The following is a 15,937-nucleotide window of genomic DNA, read 5'->3' on the forward strand; positions in this document are numbered from 1 at the left end:
GGATGGAGTGAAGATCCGGTTCTGCGGACTGACGTTGTCCGCGCAATGCAGTGTCTGTCTTCATCACGTATTGGCCTCGAAGTTCCTGCAGCAAGTATGAAGGAGTCATTGTCGGTGTTCCGGCATCACCTCTTTGTTCGGCACCAGGAACAGCCACGAGGCCAGAACAAAAGGCATGGTCAGTGTCGGGATACCAACAGGGGTCAGCAGGGTATTCAATGCACCCTGGACGAACACCGTGAAAATGACCCCGATTACCGTGTAGATCAGTACCCGCCAACTGGGCTGGTTGAACGTCGAACCCAGGGCAATGGCGGTCAGGACGGCGCTGAACGCGTACATGCCATTGTCGATGCTGCTCTGCTCGGCTCCCAGCACCGAGGCCGTCAGCACGGCCAGCAAGGCGCCGCACACGGCAAACACGGCAGCCCACAGCGACTCGACCGCCAGGCCCACCAGCAGGAGCAAGCTGGCGATCAGACTGCTGAACAGAAACACTTCGGATATGCCGTTGAGCACACCGTTAAAGAAGTGTGAGGCAGAAGCTGTCGCACTTGAGCTTTGAAGCAGTTCGCGGGGCAAGTCCGGAGCGGGCAGGGCGTTGGCAGGCAATTCGGTAAAGGCATAGCTGGCCAGCAAAAGCGTCCAGGTCACCAGTACGAAGGGGGCGGTGAGCGCCGCGACTTTCCAGGTTTTGAGCACATCGGCGATGCACAGGGTCACGATCACCGACACCACGCTCCCCATGATGATGCACAGCCACAGAATCGGCGAGACGTCGAGGAAGGTGGGTAATGCGGCCCCCACCAGGCAACCGTTATAGCCATACAGTCCGGCCTTCCAGGATGTGCGGTCCTTGACGTTCAAGCCTGCGAACGTGGCCGCGACCGTCCCCAGCACACTGCCGAAGGCCACGGCGGGATTGTTTTCGCCATAGGCGCCGACGAAGATCGCAATGAAAAAAAGCAACCCGGTCAACGGATTGTTCTGGAACATCACCTGAGCGCAACCGCGCAGCGTGACGTCAATAAACTCGAGCGCGACGTTGCGATGTGTCAGTTGCGACCATTTGGATGCAGTTTCCATCGTGACTCTCCTTATCCGTAGCCGCTGACGAGCAACGTGAGGCTGCGTTCAGCGGCGAAGCCGTCATAAAACCTTCCCCGGCAACACGGCATGTACCGGATTGGCGAAGGTCTTGCCCCCACGTGCGCAGCCTCGTTCCTTCGGCAGCAGCCACAGGATGGGGCTTAGCGCCAGAGGAATTGGGGTGGCAAGGACACCCCCAGGATTTCCTCGCGGGCGACTTTCCAGAACTCGCGGACTTGCGCCTTCACTTCGCCGCTGTCATTGCCCAGGACCTTGAAAATCAGGCCGCAGTTGTTCGGCAAACGCGTCACCCCGCTGGCCAGTCCCGCGCCCATGTCGAAGATCGCCGGAATGCGCTCGACAATGCGATCGTGATGCTCTTTGGGGGTGAGCAGCACCACGTTGCCGAATACGTCGAAGGTTTGCATGACGCCGATGGCATCGAGGCTCTCGCGCTTGGGCTCCAGAATGTACTTTTCAACGAACAGCTCCTTGCCTTCGAGGCTTTCGGCCGCGACCCGTGAGGAGTAGACATCAAAGCCAAAGCGCTCATCGACATGGTGGTACTTGCGGCCCGACATCAGGATCTCGCAATAAATTGCTGTCGCCGTCGGGTGAACCCGGATTTGGGTATCCGTGATGAAGCGCGCGTTGCGGTGCGGGATCAGTGGATCGGGCATGAACTCCAGATAGCCGTTTTCCTCGACCCGAAAACACTGGATTTGCGAGGCATAGTTGGCATTCATCGAATGCACTTTGGTCGCTGACTGGGTGGTGACATGCCCGCAGGCACCCACCCCGACGTTGACGTCAGTGGCCAGGCGGTCGCCCTGCAGCACACAGCCCGAGGTGGAAATCATGGTCACGCAGGGCAGTTCGGGCATTTCCTCGTCCCAGTACAGGGCCCGCTGTACCAGCGACGGTACGCGCCGCTCCATATCCGCCAGGACGCTGCGATTGCCGCGCCTTTCAAAACCCAGGCGCAAATACCCGCTTTTGCCGACGGCACCGCTGTCCATTTGCGGCGGTTCGTCCTGATAGTTCGCAAGCTCCGGCGCATCATTGCCTAATGAGTGAGCGCGAAGCCGTGAAGGGGTGTTCACGATGTTCAGGCTCTGCGATGTCATGCAGGTACCTCGCTGGTGGTCGACGGTTTCTGCGCGAACAGGAACATGTGCTCGATCATGTCCACCAGCTCTTCAATGCCCTGGCCGGTCTTGCAGTTGGTCAGGATGTACGGACGATTGCCGCGCACCACTTTGGTGTCGCTTTCCATGACATCCAGGCTGGCGCCCACGTAGGGGGCCAGGTCGATCTTGTTGATGATCAGGATGTCGGCCTGCACCAGGCCCGGGCCGTTCTTGCGCGGGATTTTTTCGCCTTCGGCAACGTCGATCACATAGATATAGAAGTCAGCCAGCGCCGGGCTGAAGGTCAGGGTCAGGTTATCGCCGCCGCTTTCAATCATGATCAGGTCGCTGTCCGGGAATTTTTCTTCCATTTCCTCGACCGCCGCGATGTTCATGCTCGGGTCTTCACGCACAGCGGTGTGCGGGCAGGCGCCGGTCTCGACGCCGAGAATCTTGTCTTCGTCGAGAATGCCCTTGAGGGTGCGCTTGACCTGTTTGGCATCTTCGGTGGTCACGATGTCGTTGGTGATGATCAAGGGCTTGTAGCCGCGATTGATCAGAATCGGCGTGATGACTTCAATGATCGCGGTTTTGCCTGAACCGACCGGGCCGCCAATACCAATGCGAGTAATCTTTTTCACAATCATGTTCCTTCACAAAAAAAGATGAAGAGAGCGGCGTCGACACAGGTCACGCCGCTGTCCGGGAATCAGTTCATAAACAGCCGCACATGGGCTTTGACGTGTACCGCCGCCAGCACGTCGACGATCGGCACATAAGATGACATCTGCTCAATCTCGCCGATTTCGGCGATGTCGCAGAAGGCTTCGATGTCATGATTGAGCTCGAACAGAATGTGCTGGGTGTCGAGGTGAGTGACGCGCATCAGGCGCATGGCGGCGCTGAGAATGGTCATGGCCACACCGTATTGGTGCATCACCACCACTTCGCGCGCGCCAATGCCCTGGGTCGACATCACCACGGCCTGGGTGACGGGGTAGGTGCCTGCGGCATGCCCGGCCTTGATTTGCTCCAGCCACCAGCGCACCAAGGGTTTTTCGACGACGTGGATCGACATTTCGGCCAGTTTTTTGCCCATGCGCGTGGCCATCAAGCGGCTTTCTTCATTGAGCTTGCGGTTATTCACCGCCCAGTCGGCGCGCAAAATCCCTTCCCGGTCATCCGCCACGGCTGCCCGGTGGGCCGCGACGACCCCCATGCCGTCACAGCTGGCGGCTTGTTTGAGGGCCGTCAGGACAAAACCCTTGAGGCTTGCGACATCGTGCACGATGCCTTTCTGAATGGCGGATTCAACGCCGTTCGAGAACGAAAAAGCACCGACTGGCAATACCGAATCACCAAACTGCATGATGCGAATGAGATCTGATGCGTTCATCCTTGGCGCCTTCTGCCGGAGTTACTGCTTGGGGTCGTGAGCGTGGTGCGTGTGGCCATGGTCATGGCTGTGGCTGATACCGTCGCCATGGCTGTGCAGGCCCTGGATCTTCAGTGCGGCGGCCTCCAGTTTGTCGTGGGGGCTGGCCACGTGAACGTGGGTGCCGGTTTCTTCAGCCCCGCCGAACAGCAAGCGGGCCTCGGAAGTGGTGAGGTTCGGCAGGACGTCAGCCCCGCTGATAAAGGCATAAGGCAGGTGTTGAAAACCGTGGGTACGCATCACCGAATCCATCATTTTGGTTTCGACCGTGAGCGGGATGTACACCTCGTTGTTTTTCGTCACGGCTTTCCAGTGCTGGTTGCCCAGGGCGTGGCCCAGTTCGAAGCTGGTTTTGATCAGGACATCCAGCGGTTGCTTTTTCAGCTCCTTGAGGTCGATCACCATCACGTCCCGCAGGTTCAACTGCACCACCACCGCCGTGCGGGTGGCCGGATCCCAGCGCAAGACATCGCCATCGGACAGCACGACGTTGCGCTCCAGCGAAATCCCCAGATCGAGTCCGCCAGCACTGGTGCGCCGGCAGCGGCTTTTTTGTGCTTCGCGCTGGTCGAGTACCAGCACGTCGATGTTGGCGCCTTCGAGCTTCTGTTTCCAGACCGCGTCTTTCTTGGCATTGCCCAGAATGTGTTCAATCAAAATCACGTCGCAAGCTCCTTGCGTGAATCATCTGCGAGAACAGGTCTGCCGGGGCACAGGCCAGCCCCGGCGTCCCGGTCAGACGTTAGCCAAAGAAATAGCGCTGGTTCATCGCGGCGGTATCGATCGGTTTGCAGGTGGCATGCACACCGTCGACCTTCACTGCGAAGGTTTCGGGATCGACTTCGAGATGGGGCGTCTGGTCGTTGCGCACCAGGTCTTTTTTGGAGACGGTACGGCAACCGCGGACGGCCATGACCTGACGTTCCAGTCCGGCTTTTTCTTTCACGCCGTCCTCCAGCGCGGCTTGCGAAACGAAGGTCACACAGGTGTCCTGCAGGGTTTTACCCATCGCCCCGAACATCGGACGGTAGAACACTGGCTGCGGGGTGGGCAGGGAGGCGTTTGGATCGCCCATGGCGGCCCAGTTGATCATGCCGCCCTTGATCACCATCTTCGGTTTGGCGCCGAAGAAGCGCGGGTCCCACAGCACCAGGTCGGCCATCTTGCCGACTTCGACCGAGCCCAGCACATGGCTGATCCCCTGGGCCAGGGCCGGGTTGATGGTGATCTTGGCCACATAACGCAGTACGCGGAAGTTGTCGTTGTCGGCGCTGTCTTCCGGCAGTTTGCCGCGCGAGGCTTTCATCGCGTGAGCGGTCTGCATCACCCGCAGCCAGTTTTCACCGACCCGTCCCATGGCCTGGGAGTCACTGGAAAACATGGAAATAACGCCCATGTCCTGCAGCACGTTTTCGGCGGCGATGGTTTCCGGGCGCACCCGGCTTTCGGCGAACGACACGTCGGCGGGCACGTTGGGGTTGAGGTTATGGCAGACCATAATCATGTCGAACAGCTCAGCCTGGCTGTTGACGCCGTAGGGCAGGGTCGGGTTGGTCGAGCTGGGCAGCACGTTGTTCTGGCTCGCCACCTTGATGATGTCGGGGGCGTGACCGCCACCGGCGCCTTCAGTGTGGAAGGTGTGAATGGTGCGACCTTCGAAGGCATCGATGGTGTCTTCGACATACCCGCATTCGTTCAGGCTGTCGGTATGCACCGAGACCTGAATGTCCATTTCATCGGCGGTACGCAGCGCATGGCGCAATGCGTTGGAGGTTGCGCCCCAGTCCTCGTGAACCTTGAGGCCGGCCACACCAGCGATGATTTGTTCGGCCAGCGGGTCGCGCCCGAAGGAGTTGCCCTTGCCGAGCATGCCGACGTTGATCGGCAGGCCTTCCAGCGAGCGCAGCATCTGACGGATGTTCCAGGGGCCAGCGGTGACGGTGGTGCCGTTGGTGCCGTCGGTCGGGCCAATGCCGCCACCAAAGAAGGTGGTCACCCCGTTGGACAGCGCGTGATACGCCTGTTGTGGCGAGATCAGGTGGATGTGCGTGTCAATCCCGGCAGCGGTGAGAATCAGGTGCTCGCCAGAGATGGCGTCAGTGCTCACGCCCACCACCAGCCCCGGGGTTACACCGCTCATGATGCCCGGGTTGCCGCTTTTGCCGATACCGGCAATCTTGCCGTCACGGATACCGACGTCGGCTTTGATCACGCCCTGGATCGGGTCGATGATGGTGACGTTGGTGATCACCAGATCCAGTACGCCGTTGTCGCGGGTCAAGGTGTTGTCGGCCCCCATGCCATCGCGCAGGGATTTACCGCCGCCGTACACTGACTCCTCTCCGTAACCGCGCAGGTCCTTTTCAATTTCGACAAACAGGTTGGTGTCCCCCAGGCGGATTTTGTCGCCTGTGGTCGGGCCGAACAGCCCTGCGTATTCTTTGCGTGAAATGGTTGGCATCGGTGGCTCCTTGTCTAATGCCGCACGGGCGTCAGTGGCTCAACGGCGCGAGTGCAAAATGCGGTGGTTACTTGGCGTCGACGGGCTTTGAGAACTTGAAGCCATGATCGATCGCGCGCTGAATGGCCTGCAGTTTTTCCGGGCGTTCATGGTTGCTGGTGAGCTTGTCCGGGGCCCAGCCATCCACCAGGTTGTTGAAGCCATACAGGGTCTGTTTGCCGCCATACGGAATCAGCGCCACTTCAATTTCGTCACCGGGCTCAAAGCGGATGGCCGTGGTAGCGGTAATGTTCAGGCGCTTGCCATAAGCGGCAGCGCGGTCGAACTCGAGCGCACGGTTGACTTCAAAAAAATGAAAATGCGAGCCGATCTGAATCGGGCGGTCGCCGGTATTGCGCACTTTGACTTTGGTCACCGGACGATCTTCGTTAAACACAATCGGCGAACTGGCATAAATACAGCCGCCCAAGGGCACATTGGCCTCATCGCCCTGATGCACGCCACCAGGGTTCTTGGCGTGGGGGATCTTGTGGTCCGGATGCGTATCCTGGTGAGGACTTGCGGTTTTCCTGGTGCTCATGACTGACTCCTTCAATGGATCTGATGGGCGTTTACCGGCGTCACAGCTCGCCGTTACTTGATAGGGTCATGGACCGTAACCAGGCGGCTGCCGTCGGTGAAAATCGCTTCAACCTGAACATTGGGAATCAGGTCACTGACGCCTTCCATGACATCGTCTTTGGTTAACACTTTGCTGGCTTCATTCATTACATCTTCAACCGACTTGCCGTCGCGTGCGCCTTCCAGTGCGGTCACGGTGATAATCGAAACGGCTTCCGGATAATTCAACTTCAAGCCGCGCGCCTTACGTCGGAATGCCACGTCCGATAAGGTGTAAATCATCAGTTTTTCGACTTCTCTCGGGGTGAGCTGCATAAGCCCTCCTATCTACAGTGCGGTAAAAAACAACGTGATGAAGTTTCGTTTAAACGGGCACGCCCGGGCGCGATCAGAGCCTAGACCATAAAATTCAGTAGGCCAGTGGAGGATGGGAGAGGCAGGAAGGAGCGTTGACGTGAGGGCTGAGGTGAACGGTCGGGCTGTATTTATATAAGTTGTTTTAAAAACAATGACTTATGTTTTTATAATGGGATTTTTAAGATGTTTATGAGTGTTTTTAAGCGTGTAGAAGCGTTTTTTTGAGTGGGAAAATAGTCGTTTTTTGCTGATCTGCATCATCTCAAAAGGTCAGTGCCCCCCTGTGTGTTCCAGATAAACGCAGCGTTTTGCAAACCATAGATCAGGCATCACCGTGTGCTTTTTTGGATGCGTGTTTACGCCCATGCTGGTAAAGCGCGGCATGCAGTTGGTCATTCAGTTCGGTGAGTTGCCTGAGCATTTCCAGGCTTAACCAGACATACGCATAAAACGGTGTTTCGATGAGTTTTCCGTTAATACTCTTCAGTACCAGTTCGTTCAGGTCGCGGCTCCTTTGCCGCAATTCGGAGCTGATCTGATTATCTGCAATGCCCATGCATAACTTGTTTTGCAACGACTCCAGGGCCTGGGGGATCAAGCGGTGAAGGTCATGCAGGGCCGGTTCACTTTCAATCAACAGATGGTTCTCACGGGACGTCCAGTACGCCTCGATCATCAGGCTCATGGTGGCCAGCAAATTGCGGTGCAGGGTTTGCAAAGATTCGAACACTTCCTGCTTCAGATGACTTTCATTGCTGGCCGGAGCAATGAAACTGCGCAACTTGACCACCGCATCCAGTTCATTCTTCAGTTGATCTTCGAGGTTTGGCCGTTCGAGGGTCCGGGGTGAGAAGTAAGCGGTGTAAAGGCTGTCGAGCTTCTCCAGGCTTTGACTGAATTTGATCCGCAGGTCGGTATAGGCCCGTTGCGGGTAGATGCTGGTGAAGACCATTGCCAGCAACGATCCGGCCAGCACATACAGGCTGCGGGTGATGGCCGATTCCATGTCATTGGGCGGGGCGCAACTGACAACCGCCAGCGTTGCGCCGATCAGCAGGGCCATATAAGGGCGTTTGCCGAGGGTCAGATAACCGGCGATAAACATCAGGATGGCTGACCATAACAGCATGAGCGCAAAGGAACGGGTTTCCAGGTACAACCCGATCAGGCCCGACAGCGCTCCGATGATAGTGCCGCCGGTACGTTGCACGGCCCGTGCAGAAACATTGCCCCAATAAGGTTGCGGGCCCATCACGATCAACATGGTGATCAGCGCATAGGACGCGCCATCGAGCTTGAAATAACGGATGAGGATAAACGTAATCAGAAACGCCAGGCTGATGCGAGTGGCATGAATCCAGCGGGAATATCGGCACGCCAGATGTTCCAGTTTCGTGATTTTGCTGCCCAGGTGCATTAGAGACCCCAATCGCTGTCATGGATTGGGCAGCCAGCGTAGTTCAGGTTGTGTGGAGGCACCACCGGGGAGGGGCATCAGGGCGAGGAGAGCAGCGGGCATAAAAAAGGCCATTACCATCATGGGGATCCGGTAACGGCCAAAATTCTCAACCAAAGAGAGCGTCAGGCATCAACCTGACGGACGGCAATGTATCAATGCCAAACTTAGTTAGCTAGCTAAGTGTGCGCGAAACTGTTTTACCTGTTGCGCAACAATGGTGCAGGCCGGGTTGGCTAGGCACGCCATCCGTTACCCGCTAACCTTTCGCCCATGCAAATACCTGACTTGAATCTTCTGATTGCCTTGAATGTCTTGCTCGAAGAGGGCTCGGTGGTGGGCGCTGCCCGGCGCATGAACCTGAGCGCTCCGGCCATGAGTCGTACCTTGACCCGAATCCGTGAAGCCTTGAATGACCCGATCCTGGTGCGCTCGGGGCGGGGACTGGTGCCGACACCCCGGGCGCTGGAGTTGCGTGAGCAGGTCCGGGGCGTCGTTGAGTTGGCGCACGGGGTATTCACCCAAAGTCAGGACAGTGACCTGCGCCAGTTGGAACGCACTTTCAGCATTCGCGCCAACGATGTGTTCTTTGGCGTTTATGGCGGTGCCTTGCGCGAGAAAATGGCTCAGGAAATGCCCAAGGCGGCGTTGCGGGTCGTGCCGGAAGGCTTTACCGATGACGAGGCGCTGAGCGAAGGGCGCATAGACCTGGCGATCTGTGCCACGAATACATTCAGTGCCGATATCAAGGTACAAAAACTGTTTACCTGTCCGTTTGTGGGGTTGGCGCGCGAAGGCCATCCGATTTTCGACCGGGCCATCACCGCGCAGCATTTTGTCGAGTACGACCATATCAGCGTGTCGCGCCGCGGCCGTGCCCGTGGGCCGATCGATACCGTGCTGGCGGAGCAGGGGCTTGTACGGCACGTGTCATTTACCACGCCAACGTTTTACTCGGCGATCTTTGCCCTGGCAGGCGCCAATCTGATCTTACCGTTGATGCCGCAGATTCTGCTCAAAACCCTTGAACCCCTGGGGTTGAAGTTACGGGCATTTGAATTGCCGATTGCCTTGCAACCGGTCGAAATCTCCCAGGCCTGGCACCCGCGCCTGGATAACGATCACGCCCACCGCTGGCTGCGGCGTACCCTCAAAACCTTCTGCGATAACGCAGCATCCTGATCCCTGCTGTGGATTGCGTTTCGTGCAATCCACAGTTAGCTATTTATCAATTTTTATAGCAATTCAGACTGTTTAAACTTTCTGTCATCGATTGAATGACGGAGTGAGGCATGTCTTGGGGTTTTAGCAGTGCAGGTGAACGGGCGTCGGGGGGCTGGGTGTGACGTCATTGACGGCCGGCTCGCCGGGTATTCTCACGCCTGCGGCCGCCCCGACAACGGCCAGCACGGCATTTGGCCTGCGGATTTTTACCGGTCTGGTGGGGGTATTGCTGGCGGTGCTGGTCTCGGGGTTCAACGAGAACGTGACCAAAGTTGCCATGCCCGATATCCGCGGGGCCATGGGCATTGGCTACGACGACAGCACCTGGCTGCTAGCGGTGTATTCAGCCACGTCCATCAGTGCCATGGCGTTTGCGCCCTGGTGCGCGGCGACCTTTTCCTTGCGTCGTTTCACCCTGTGCGCAATGGGGGCTTTTTTACTGCTGGGGGCGCTGTCGCCGTTTGCGCCTAACGTCAATGTGCTGATGTTGCTGCGAACCTTGCAAGGCTTCGCCGGGGGCGCATTGCCGCCCATGCTGATGTCGGTGGCGTTGCGCTTTTTACCCCCCGGGATCCGTCTCTACGGGTTGGGCGGTTACGCACTGACCGCCACCTTCGGCCCTAGCTTTGGTACACCGCTGTCAGCCTGGTGGGTGGAGTACGCGGGGTGGCAATGGGCGTTCTGGCAAGGCATCCCCTTGGGGCTGCTGGCCATGCTATGTGTCGCCTGGGGCTTGCCCCAGGACCCTTTGCGCCTGGAACGTTTCAAGCAGTTTGACTGGCGCGGCCTGCTGCTCGGCCTGCCGGGCCTGATCATGCTGGTGCTGGGCCTGGAGCTGGGTCAGCGGCTGAACTGGTTCGAGTCGGGGATGATCCGGATTTTCATCGTCGGCGGGGTGTCCCTGCTGGTGCTGTTCTTTATCAATGAATGGTCGCATCCGCTGCCGTTCTTCAAATTGCAATTGCTGAAAATCCGCAACCTAGCACACGCCTTGCTGACTTTGGGCGGCGTGCTGTTCGTGTTGCTGGCAGTGATCAAGATTCCGTCCAGTTACCTGGCGCAGGTACAGGGCTATCGTCCCCTGGAGACCGCTCCGGTCATGCTGGTCGTGGCGCTGCCGCAATTGATCGCGCTGCCCTTGGTGGTTGCGCTGTGCAACCTGCGTCGGGTTGATTGCCGTTGGGTATTGGCCATCGGCCTGGGGCTGCTGGCCCTGGCCTGTGGCATTGGCTCTCAGGTGACCTCGTTGTGGAGCCGCGAGAACTTTTACGGGCTGCAGGCGATTCAGATCATTGCCCAGCCCATGGCGGTCATCCCGCTGCTGATGCTGGCCACAGGCGGGCTGAACCCGGCCGATGGCCCCTTTGCATCGGCCTGGTTCAACACCGTCAAAGGTTTTTCGGCGATGGCGGCGGGGTGTGTATTGCAAGTGCTGACGCTGAATCGCGAGCACTTCCATTCAACGATGCTGGTTGATCGCCTGGGCAATTCGCCGCTGGTCAGTGGCGGCGCTGACCTGGCGCACCGGATCCATCAACAGGCGGTGGTGCTGACGTCTTCAGACCTCTACCTGTACATGGCCGGCCTCGCACTTTTATTGATTGTATTAATCCCCTTCGGCCCGACGCGGATCTACCCGCCGCGGGCTGCAAGCTGAACATCTGCTGGAGCATAGAATGAGTACGACACACGGGCGCAAACCCTGGTTAATGGCGGCTGCAGGCCTGGTGGCGATGGTGGTGCTCTACGGTCTGTGGCGGCTGGTGTTTGCCACGGGCACGGTGCAGAGCACCAATGATGCGTTTGTCAGTGCTGACTACACCCTGGTCGCCCCTAAAGTCGCCGGTTTTATCGATGATGTATTGGTACAGGACAACCAGTACGTCAAGGCCGGCCAGCTATTGGCCCGGATCGATCCGCAGGATTATCAGACCGAAGTGCGGGCCGCACAGGCCAGCGTGGCCACGGCGCAGGCGCAATTGACCAATGCCCTGGCGATGCTGGAGCGCCAACGCTCGCTGATCGAGCAGGCCAAGGCCACCGTCGATGCCGATCTGGCGCAGGTTGAGTTTGCCGAGCATGAGTTGCAGCGGTATCGGCACCTGGCCGGGCAAGGTGCCGGCACGCTGCAAAACCTGCAGCAAGCGAAAAACCGTTCGCAAACGGCCCGCGCCCATTTGGCGCAGCACAAGGCCGCGCTGGAAGCGGCTCGTCAGCAAACCCGGGTGCTGGCGGCGCAAAGCTCTGCCGCCGAGGCCTCGGTACAACATGCCCAGGCCCTGCAGGCGCGGGCCGAACTGGAGTTGTCGTACACACAACTGGTGGCGCCTTTTGACGGTGTGATCGGGCGGCGCAGCGTGCGTCTCGGTGCCTACGTCAAGCCGGGTGACAGTGTGCTGGCGGTGGTGCCGCTGGCCGAAGCTTATGTGGTGGCCAACTTTCTGGAACACCAACTGACGCACATGCGTGCGGGGCAACGGGTCACGATCAAGGTCGACAGCTTCCCCGGCGAAACGCTGGAGGGCAGCATCGACAGTATTGCGCCGGCCACCGGCGTCACGTTCTCGGCAATAGCACCGGATAACGCCACGGGCAACTTCACCAAAGTGGTGCAGCGGATTCCGGTCAAGATCGTGCTCGATCCCGGGCAGGAGCAGGCCCGGAACCTGCGGGTCGGGATGTCGGTGAATGCCTCGATTGACACCGCTTCGCTGCACGACGAACAGGTCAGCGCCCGATGAAACGTACTCTCCTGGCCTGCGCTGTGGCCTGTTACAGCGCGTTGAACCTGAGCGGTTGTGTCCTGGGCCCGGACTTTCAGACCCCGGCGACGCCACTGGCGGAACACTGGGCGCCCACCGCCAGTGCCGAAGGGCACAGCCAAGGCGTGGAGTCGAGGGTTGATCCACGCTGGTGGGACAGTTTTGGCGATCAGCAATTGTCGGCCCTGGTGCGTGAGGCACAGGCGCGCAACTTTGATGTGCAACTGGCCGCCAGCCGGCTGGAGCAGAGCCAGGCGCTCCGGCGCCAGATTGCCGCTGACACGCTGCCTGCCGTGGGCGCTTCGGCAGACTACAGCCGTAGCCGGAATACTCAGCGCGGCTTGAATGACCCTTCGGGACGCAGCGGCAAGCAGGCGTTCAACCTGTGGAATGGTGGCCTGGGGATCAGTTGGGAAGCTGACCTGTGGGGCCGGGTCAAGCGTTCGGTCGAAGCCGCCGATGCCTCGGTGCGGATGGCCGAAGAAGACCGTCATGGCGTGCAATTGCTGGTGATCGTGCAGACGGCGCAACATTACATTCGGCTGCGGGGGACTCAGCAGGCGTTGCGGGTGGTGCAACAGAACCTGCAGATTGCCCGGCGCAGCCTGGAGCTCACGCAATTGCAGGTCAAAGAAGGCGTGGCCACTGACCTTGAAGTCTCGGAAGCCGCAGCCCAGGTGTCCGAAATCGAAGCGCGCATGGCACCGCTGCAGCAACAAAGCGCGCAACTGATCAATGCTTTGAGTCTACTGCTGGCCCGGGAACCGCGTGCGTTGCAGCAACAGTTGCAGGCTGCGGCTGCGGTGCCTGCCTTCGGCGCGGATGTGCCGGTCGGCCTGCCCAGCGAGCTGGCGCAACGGCGTCCTGATATTCGCCGGGCCGAGGCCCGGCTGCATGCGGCCACGGCTTCGATCGGTGTGGCCCGGGCGGATTTTTACCCGCGTATTACGCTGTCCGGCAACTTCGGGTTCCAGGCCATGCAGTTGTCTGATCTGGGCAGTTGGGGCTCGCGCAACTTTGCGTTTGGCCCGGGGCTCAGCGTGCCGTTGTTCGAGGGCGGGCGCTTGCAGGGCGCGTTGCAGTTGCAGGAAGGTCGTCAGCAAGAGGCGGGCATCACCTACCAGAAAACCGTATTGCGCGCCTGGCACGAAGTGGATGACGCCCTGGTGGCGTACCAGGCCGGCCAGCGCCGTCGGGACAGCCTGCAGCAGGCGGTGGAGCACAGCCAGCACGCCTTGGGCAGTGCTCAGCAGCAGTATGCGCAGGGCACGGTGGACTTTCTCAACGTGCTGACCGTGCAAAATGCGCTGCTGGCCAACGAGGCGGCGTTGGTGGAGAGCACCGCCAACGTGTCGTTGTCGCTGGTGGACTTGTATGGCGCATTGGGTGGGGGCTGGGAAGCCTGGTCCGAGACCGCTGTGGCTCTGTAGCCGTCGTGAAACATCCGGATTTGTTATGCTCGCGCCCTTGATCGCATTGAGCCTATTTATGTCTGTCGATACTCAAGCCAATACCGTGCGTTTTTCGCGCGCTGACTACCGAACCCTGGGTTTGGCGGCATTGGGCGGGGCGCTTGAAATCTATGATTTCATCATCTTCGTATTCTTTGCCCTGACCCTGAGCCAGCTGTTTTTTCCGCCGGACATGCCGGAATGGCTGCGGTTGCTGCAAAGTTTCGGGATCTTTGTGACCGGGTATCTGGCGCGTCCGCTGGGCGGGATCCTGATGGCGCACTTTGCCGATCATCTGGGCCGCAAACGGGTGTTCAGCCTGAGCATCCTGATGATGGCGCTGCCTTGCCTGCTGATCGGGATCATGCCGACGTATGCCGACATCGGCTATTTCGCGCCGCTGATCCTGTTGGCCCTGCGCATTCTTCAAGGGGCTGCGGTGGGCGGCGAAGTGCCGAGCGCCTGGGTATTTGTTGCTGAGCATGCACCGGCCGGCCGTCGAGGTTATGCGCTTGGGTTTTTACAGGCCGGGCTGACCTTTGGTTATTTGATCGGCGCCTTGACCGCGACCTTGCTCGCCCAACTGTTCACCCCCGAAGAAATCCTGGATTACGCCTGGCGCTATCCGTTTTTGCTGGGCGGTGTATTTGGAGTGATTGGCGTCTGGCTGCGCCGCTGGCTGAATGAGACGCCGGTGTTTCTGGCCTTGCGCGAACACAAGGACGGCATGGCGCCGTTCCCGTTGCGTACGGTGCTGCGCGATCACCGCGGTTCCTTGTTGCCGGCGGCCTTGCTGACATGTGTGCTGACCAGCGCCGTGGTGGTGTTTGTGGTGATCACGCCGACGGTGATGCAGCAGCACTTTGACATGAGCGCCAGTCATACCTTCGCTTTGAGCAGCCTGGGGATCGTGTTTTTGAATCTCGGTTGTGTGCTGGCCGGGTTGATCGTTGACCGTATTGGCGTCTGGCGCAGCATCGTGCTCTACAGCCTGTTACTGCCCCTGGGCATCGGCTTGCTCTACGCCAGCCTGGTGGGGCAATGGGGGCTGCCGGGTCTGGCTTACGCGTTTGCCGGCTTGACCTGCGGGATTGTCGGTGTGGTGCCGTCGGTGATGGTGGGCCTGTTTCCGGCCCCGATCCGCGTCTCGGGGATTTCGTTCACCTACAACATTGCGTATGCGTTGTGGGCCAGTACCACGCCGCTGCTGTTGATCGCGCTGATGCCCTGGAGTCCGTGGGTGTGCGTGGTGTTCTGCGCGATGATGGGGCTGGTGGGGCTGTTGACCGCCCGCAGGTATGGCTTCGCCCGGGGGCATCAAGTGGAGCGGCGTTTGCTGGCCGAGGCCGAACGTTAGAAGGGGCTCTTTGTCAGGGCGGTGATTGCGGGCATTAATAGGAAGCATTACTATTCGCGCCCCACCTTCATAGCCCATTGCGATGACTCATAAAGTGCCCCGCAAAACGGGCTTTTTTGAACATTACGAAGAGTTGATCGGTACCTGGACCCGTCGCCTGCGCAATCGTCAGCAGGCGCAGGACCTGGCCCATGACACCTTTGTTCGCGTGCTCGAATCCAATTCGGATACTGTCGTGCAGCCGCGCGCGTATTTGCACCAGACCGCACGCAATATCGCCGTGGACGGTTTTCGCCGTGAAGAACTGCGCGACGCGAAAGAGCTGGCCGCTGTTGCCCCCTGTTCCTCGGAAACCGGTGACCCGGAGCAGTACATGCGCGCGTTCCAACTGGCCGAGTCGGTCGAACGGGCCTTGCAGGAGCTCCCGCTCAACTGCCGCAAGGTGTTCGTCTGGCAAAAAATCGAAGGGCTGACCCAGGCCGAGATCGCCGAGCGCCTGGGGCTGTCCAGAAACATGGTGGAAAAGTATATGATCCGCACCCTGCGCCATCTGCGTGAACGCGTGGAGGCGCCGTAATGACATCGGGTCGCGAA

At 59.3% G+C, this 15,937-nt stretch carries 14 protein-coding genes and 1 pseudogene; 6 read left to right on the plus strand and 9 right to left on the minus strand.

The features are described 5' to 3' along the window. Nucleotides 1–105: 105 nt before the first annotated feature. The 9 genes and pseudogenes from yut to AWM69_RS11195 all read right to left on the minus strand — a co-directional run bounded on the left by yut (nt 106) and on the right by AWM69_RS11195 (nt 8,510). Nucleotides 106–1,086 (minus strand): urea transporter, encoded by a 981-nt coding sequence (gene yut / locus AWM69_RS11155; protein WP_218726792.1) that lies wholly within the window; start codon nt 1,084–1,086, stop codon nt 106–108. A 164-nt stretch (nt 1,087–1,250) separates the two neighbouring features. Beyond that, nucleotides 1,251–2,216 carry an urease accessory protein UreD gene (locus tag AWM69_RS11160; RefSeq protein ID WP_131654637.1) on the minus strand — a complete coding sequence of 322 codons (966 nt, stop codon included), beginning with the start codon at nt 2,214–2,216 and terminating at the stop codon, nt 1,251–1,253. Then, nucleotides 2,213–2,860 (minus strand): urease accessory protein UreG, encoded by a 648-nt coding sequence (gene ureG, locus AWM69_RS11165; protein WP_218726794.1) that lies wholly within the window; start codon nt 2,858–2,860, stop codon nt 2,213–2,215. Before ureG ends, AWM69_RS11160 begins: the two co-directional genes overlap by 4 nt. Nucleotides 2,861–2,928: 68 nt before the next feature. After that, nucleotides 2,929–3,615, minus strand: a complete 687-nt coding sequence (locus AWM69_RS11170; RefSeq protein WP_131654639.1) for an urease accessory protein UreF — start codon at nt 3,613–3,615, stop codon at nt 2,929–2,931. 21 nt (nt 3,616–3,636) lie between these two features. Further along, nucleotides 3,637–4,317 carry an urease accessory protein UreE gene (gene ureE, locus AWM69_RS11175; protein ID WP_131654640.1) on the minus strand — a complete coding sequence of 227 codons (681 nt, stop codon included), beginning with the start codon at nt 4,315–4,317 and terminating at the stop codon, nt 3,637–3,639. A gap of 79 nt (nt 4,318–4,396) precedes the next feature. Further along, entirely contained in the window at nt 4,397–6,115 is a 1,719-nt protein-coding gene (locus AWM69_RS11180) for an urease subunit alpha (RefSeq protein ID WP_131654641.1), read from the minus strand. 178 nt (nt 6,116–6,293) lie between these two features. After that, nucleotides 6,294–6,590 (minus strand): annotated as a pseudogene (locus tag AWM69_RS23125) (urease subunit beta); the annotation flags it as partial. Between the two features lie 158 nt (nt 6,591–6,748). Next, on the minus strand, nt 6,749–7,051 hold the full coding sequence (locus AWM69_RS11190; RefSeq protein WP_131654642.1) for an urease subunit gamma: 303 nt from the start codon (nt 7,049–7,051) through the stop codon (nt 6,749–6,751). 364 nt (nt 7,052–7,415) lie between these two features. Continuing rightward, complete coding sequence (locus AWM69_RS11195) at nt 7,416–8,510, minus strand: FUSC family protein (RefSeq protein WP_218726798.1); 1,095 nt, start codon at nt 8,508–8,510, stop codon at nt 7,416–7,418. 312 nt (nt 8,511–8,822) lie between these two features. On the opposite strand from AWM69_RS11195, the gene AWM69_RS11200 reads away from it, so the two are divergent. The 6 genes from AWM69_RS11200 to AWM69_RS11225 all read left to right on the plus strand — a co-directional run bounded on the left by AWM69_RS11200 (nt 8,823) and on the right by AWM69_RS11225 (nt 15,920). Continuing rightward, a complete protein-coding gene (locus AWM69_RS11200; RefSeq protein ID WP_131654644.1) occupies nt 8,823–9,731 on the plus strand; it encodes a LysR family transcriptional regulator in 909 nt (302 codons plus the stop codon). Nucleotides 9,732–9,891: 160 nt separating this feature from the next. Further along, the gene (locus tag AWM69_RS11205; protein ID WP_131654645.1) at nt 9,892–11,430 is read left to right on the plus strand and encodes an MFS transporter; all 1,539 of its coding nucleotides are present in this window, start codon (nt 9,892–9,894) and stop codon (nt 11,428–11,430) included. A gap of 76 nt (nt 11,431–11,506) precedes the next feature. Then, nucleotides 11,507–12,514: an HlyD family secretion protein gene (locus tag AWM69_RS11210; RefSeq protein ID WP_256930303.1), complete on the plus strand. Its 1,008-nt coding sequence runs from the start codon at nt 11,507–11,509 to the stop codon at nt 12,512–12,514. Beyond that, nucleotides 12,511–13,965, plus strand: a complete 1,455-nt coding sequence (locus AWM69_RS11215) for an efflux transporter outer membrane subunit (RefSeq protein ID WP_218726801.1) — start codon at nt 12,511–12,513, stop codon at nt 13,963–13,965. Before AWM69_RS11210 ends, AWM69_RS11215 begins: the two co-directional genes overlap by 4 nt. Before the next feature lie 58 nt (nt 13,966–14,023). Continuing rightward, nucleotides 14,024–15,343: an MFS transporter gene (locus AWM69_RS11220; RefSeq protein WP_218726803.1), complete on the plus strand. Its 1,320-nt coding sequence runs from the start codon at nt 14,024–14,026 to the stop codon at nt 15,341–15,343. An 82-nt stretch (nt 15,344–15,425) separates the two neighbouring features. Continuing rightward, nucleotides 15,426–15,920, plus strand: coding sequence for a sigma-70 family RNA polymerase sigma factor (locus AWM69_RS11225; RefSeq protein ID WP_131654649.1), 495 nt, complete (start codon nt 15,426–15,428; stop codon nt 15,918–15,920). Nucleotides 15,921–15,937 lie beyond the last annotated feature (17 nt).

The sequence above is a fragment of the Pseudomonas sp. D1HM genome, assembly GCF_019266105.1.
Taxonomy (GTDB): domain Bacteria; phylum Pseudomonadota; class Gammaproteobacteria; order Pseudomonadales; family Pseudomonadaceae; genus Aquipseudomonas; species Aquipseudomonas taetrolens.

Excerpts from the sequence above, each read along its gene's own strand:
- yut (WP_218726792.1), bottom strand. The coding sequence starts at position 1,086 with ATGGAAACTGCATCCAAATGGTCGCAACTGACACATCGCAACGTCGCG.
- AWM69_RS11160 (WP_131654637.1), bottom strand. The coding sequence starts at position 2,216 with ATGACATCGCAGAGCCTGAACATCGTGAACACCCCTTCACGGCTTCGC.
- AWM69_RS11170 (WP_131654639.1), bottom strand. The coding sequence starts at position 3,615 with ATGAACGCATCAGATCTCATTCGCATCATGCAGTTTGGTGATTCGGTA.
- AWM69_RS11180 (WP_131654641.1), bottom strand. The coding sequence starts at position 6,115 with ATGCCAACCATTTCACGCAAAGAATACGCAGGGCTGTTCGGCCCGACC.
- AWM69_RS11190 (WP_131654642.1), bottom strand. The coding sequence starts at position 7,051 with ATGCAGCTCACCCCGAGAGAAGTCGAAAAACTGATGATTTACACCTTA.
- AWM69_RS11195 (WP_218726798.1), bottom strand. The coding sequence starts at position 8,510 with ATGCACCTGGGCAGCAAAATCACGAAACTGGAACATCTGGCGTGCCGA.
- AWM69_RS11200 (WP_131654644.1), top strand. The coding sequence starts at position 8,823 with ATGCAAATACCTGACTTGAATCTTCTGATTGCCTTGAATGTCTTGCTC.
- AWM69_RS11210 (WP_256930303.1), top strand. The coding sequence starts at position 11,507 with ATGGTGGTGCTCTACGGTCTGTGGCGGCTGGTGTTTGCCACGGGCACG.
- AWM69_RS11215 (WP_218726801.1), top strand. The coding sequence starts at position 12,511 with ATGAAACGTACTCTCCTGGCCTGCGCTGTGGCCTGTTACAGCGCGTTG.
- AWM69_RS11220 (WP_218726803.1), top strand. The coding sequence starts at position 14,024 with ATGTCTGTCGATACTCAAGCCAATACCGTGCGTTTTTCGCGCGCTGAC.
- AWM69_RS11225 (WP_131654649.1), top strand. The coding sequence starts at position 15,426 with ATGACTCATAAAGTGCCCCGCAAAACGGGCTTTTTTGAACATTACGAA.